Raw genomic sequence first — 3,918 nt, 5'->3', positions numbered from 1 at the left:
GAATAGCAGGAGTGCTTGGGAAGAGTTCTGATAGCCAAACAATAGGGGTAGGGATCGCTTCAATTGGCCAAATAAAGCCTGCACTAAACACAAGCGGCATTGAGCTAATCAGCACAACCAGTGTCACCAACTCTCGTCTTGATGTTACGGCGCCCAGCCAAAGACCAATAGCGCATGATGCGATCAAAAATGGCAGCAACAGGGTTAAAAGCTCGGTGGCGTGGGCCAATTGGTTAACGCCATGCATAGAAAAGCTAGCGCCAAAATAATACATGCTGAGCAAGTAATAGATGGCAATCAGAACTAAGATGCGACAAGACATGAGTTTTATTGGTGACACATGGCTCCAGTATCCGGTTCCGTGTTTTTGCGTACCCACCATTAAGCCAGCGGCCATTGCCAATGTCTGCTGCAAAATCAACACAAACACTGCTGGAACCACATAATCGACATAACCAATGCGAGGGTTGAAGGTCGGTTTCATGTTGAGTTTGGTCGGTGCATACTGATTGGCTGCTTTCGACAATGGCTGGCCATCAATAAGTAATTTGGTGACTTTGGTTTGCGCGGCTAATGTCCCGCCCGCTTGTGCCAATCCTTCTACAATCGTTCCGTAGACGAGGAAGTAAGAAGCATCGCCGGCATAAGAGAGGGTCGGGCTTTTACCAAGCATAAGATCTTTGTAGAAATGTTCAGGGATCACCAGAATCCCGCTGACTTCGCCACGCAAAAATGCTTGGTGGGCGTCTTCTATTGTGTGGTCACGCTGAACAACGTTAACTTGCGGTGTCGCATCGACCATACGCTCCAATTGGTAACTGGTTTGGCTTGTGTCGAGATTGACGACGCTGATCTCCTGTTCACGCGGTGTTTGGTGGCTGTAGGGTAGTGGATACAGGAATGAGTAAAACACTACACCACCGAATACGGTTAGCACCACTACAGGGTTAGTTAGCAGAGCTTTGAGCTCGGCTTCAACTAGCTCAAAGAAACTCATGTTAGGCTCTCATTGGTTGATTGATGCTCAGTCGCGGTTAGGTGCTTATTCATTAAAGCAATCACTGCGATTCCCGGTAGCAGGTAGCCAAACATTGGCAGCAATTGGGTTAAAGACTCAAGCCATGATTGGCCATAACTGACTTGGCTAATTTGAGCTTCAATATAGTGGCTGATAGGCAGTAGACTTCGCCATGCTTGAGCCAAATTGTTCATGTCAGTGACAGGGAATGTCACCCCCATAAAAGCAAAGCTTGGCGCGGTGAACGCTCCGGCAAAACTCATCGCTCGTGCGGCGTCTAGGGTAAGAAAGAAGAATAAACTGCCCATTATCATACAGGCTATAATCGTGACCCACTGGGCCAAGAGTAGCACCAAAAAGCTACCATTCATTGGCCATTTAAAGCCAAGATAGAACCAACATAGAAAAGCAAACCCTTGCAACGCAAATATCCATGAGTAGGGAGCAAGCGTATTAACAATGTTTTTTGCAGGCGTGTCGCCTAGCCAGTACTTTAGGCCTCGGTCTCTTAGGTTTGCTGACAATATCAAAATGGTACCGACGACCACTACAATTTGCCACAGAGCGGGCACCACGGCAGAAACTAAAAACTGCGCATAGTTGGAGTTTTTGTTAAACAGCGGTGTGATTTGAGTTCGAATCGGAACCGCATTGCCCATTGCGGATGCAAGTGTCGCATTCCCATGGCTAAGATTACCAATCGTTGCGACTTTGGCATTGAAGGTACCTTGAGCTTGGAGGAAAGCAGAGTTTATCAGCTTGCCTACCAGTATCATCTGGCTGTTGTAAAACACGGTGACTTGAGGAGCGAGTTGCTTGACGGTTTCTTGTTCGAAGTTTTGCGGGATCACCGCATAGGCATAGATCTCGCCTTTTACCAGAGCTTGTTCTGCTTCGAGCGGACTTGCGAAATGGTAGTCAACTTTCATTGCCGATGTCGCGTCGTAGTAGCGAACAAGCTGCTGCGACATTTTGCCAGAATCGAAGTTGACGATGCCTATGGGAAGGTCACGAGCTATCCCTTGGGAGAAAATGGCCCAAATCATTAACGCAAGTAACACGGGTACCCAGGTCAAACTCGACAGCAGCCACTTATCTCTGCGGATGATCGACAGCTGAGAAACGCTATGGTTAGTCATATCGCGATCCAACAATTAGTTCAGCTCAACCACTAGGCTCATACCCATACGCAAATGCTCTATAGGTTGAGTCGGTCTTGCTTCCACTTCAAAGGTACGAAGGTCAAAGCCTTGTGATGCATCAGTTGAACGCCAAGTAGCAAAATCACCCATGGCAGCAATGTGCGAAACCTTAAACTCAAAATCTTGATTAAGTGCTGGCACAAAGGCGTTGAAGGTTTGACCTTTTTCGAAATGGCTTAGTAGATCTTCACGAACGTTGAGAACTGCCCATGAATCGTCTGTATCGATGACGGTTACGACCGGGAAGCCTTGCGGTGCTAGCTCACCACTTTGCAGCAGTACTTGTGATACTTCGCCATCAAACCAGCTCTCGATGCTGGTATCTTCTGCATAGGCTTCTACTTCAGCAACTGCGCCAGCAGCCATACGTGCTTTTTCAGCTGCAGCGAGTTTGGTTTCACTCCGGGCGCCTTCTTGCGCCATTTGGTACATTTGGAAAGCGGCACTTTCAGTATATTTAGCGGCATCCCATTGTGTTTTCGCTTCGTCGCGTTTTTGCTCGGCGACCACGCCTTCTTTGTATAGGTTGTTAACGCGCAGATAGGTTTTTTCCATCAGTGCCGACGCTGCTTTAGCTTTTTGCCACTGGTCTTTAGCGGCTTGAATTTGCTGAGCACGAGCGCCTTTTTCCGCTTCCATCGCTAGGGCACCTGCGGCTTTCTCTCCTGCTTTGGCTTGCTCGAGTTTTGCTTCGATTTCAGGGCTGTGAAGGGTAAATACCAGTTCACCTTTTTCGATGTGATCGCCTTTACGAACTAGCACTTGATCGATTCGTCCAGGCACCTTTGAAGAGATGCTGTACTGCTGAGATTCAATCTGACCTTGCAAGCGAACAGGTTTAGGTTGATAAGCTTGATAGAAGCTGTAGCCGACCCAAGATGCAACGCTTAATGCGACTGCTGTCAGTAATATTGGTTTTGCTTTTTTCATCTTGGTTCCTTACTTGCTCGAAATAGTAATGGCGTTGTGTTGATACTGACTAAAGGCATCCATCTCACTTGAAAGGGCGAGCAGTTTGGATAGGGAAATCAGGTAGTTAAAGCTCGCGGCGGCTTTTTGCGTTTGTACACTAGCAACGTAAAGCTGAGCATCGATGACATCCGTTGATGTCGATAGGCCTTGTGAAAATGCTTTCTGGCGTAGGTTGAGATTTTCATTCGCCATCTCAATGCTCGACTCGAGTCCAAGTACCTCTTCTTGAGCTTGCTGCGCTTCAAGGTAAGTTTTTTGCACCAGAACGGAAAGATCTTGTTTGGCTTGTGCTTTTAGAAATTGCACTTGAGAAACGGCACTGTGAGCGGCTTTAATTTGGTCACTGCGGCCTGATTTCTCGATTAGGGGAATATTGACCCCAACGCCAACTAGCCAATCTGGTTTCATTTGACTGGCGAGCGAGTCATCTTCATGTAAGCTGTAATCTCCGTACAGGTAAACTTCAGGGTAGTATTTGCCTTGCTCGGCCTTGATTAAACTATTCGCCTGTTTCTGTTTAGCATCTAGTAGAGCCAATCCTGGATAGGTGTTTAAGGTGCGATCAATAAACAAGTTTTGGTCTGGTAGATTTTGGTTAATGAACAGCGAATCAGCAGGTTCAACAGGTGTTGTTTGGTTGAGGATCTGAGTTAGCGCTGCTTGGGCGATCTCTAAGCTCTTTTGTGCCTTTTTGCGCTCGACCTTGGCTTTATCTAACGCTGATTC

At 47.2% G+C, this 3,918-nt stretch carries 4 protein-coding genes; all 4 read right to left on the bottom strand.

Annotated elements, in window-relative coordinates; translation table 11 throughout:
* The coding region (locus QTO00_RS16130; RefSeq protein ID WP_331425704.1) for an ABC transporter permease at positions 1 to 997 on the bottom strand (997 nt) is incomplete at its 3' end.
* The gene (locus QTO00_RS16125; RefSeq protein ID WP_331425703.1) at positions 994 to 2,157 is read right to left on the bottom strand and encodes an ABC transporter permease; all 1,164 of its coding nucleotides are present in this window, start codon (positions 2,155 to 2,157) and stop codon (positions 994 to 996) included. The genes QTO00_RS16125 and QTO00_RS16130, both read right to left, overlap by 4 nt.
* 15 nt (positions 2,158 to 2,172) lie before the next feature.
* Complete coding sequence (locus tag QTO00_RS16120) at positions 2,173 to 3,150, bottom strand: HlyD family secretion protein (protein WP_331425702.1); 978 nt, start codon at positions 3,148 to 3,150, stop codon at positions 2,173 to 2,175.
* Positions 3,151 to 3,159: 9 nt separating this feature from the next.
* Positions 3,160 to 3,918: TolC family protein (locus QTO00_RS16115; RefSeq protein ID WP_331425701.1), on the bottom strand; the 759-nt coding region annotated here is incomplete at its 5' end.

Origin of the sequence: Vibrio sp. M260118 (assembly GCF_036533755.1) — a bacterium.
Lineage (GTDB): Bacteria > Pseudomonadota > Gammaproteobacteria > Enterobacterales > Vibrionaceae > Vibrio.
Note: the sequence above shows the minus strand (reverse complement) of the source record. Positions and strands in the feature narration are given on the sequence as shown.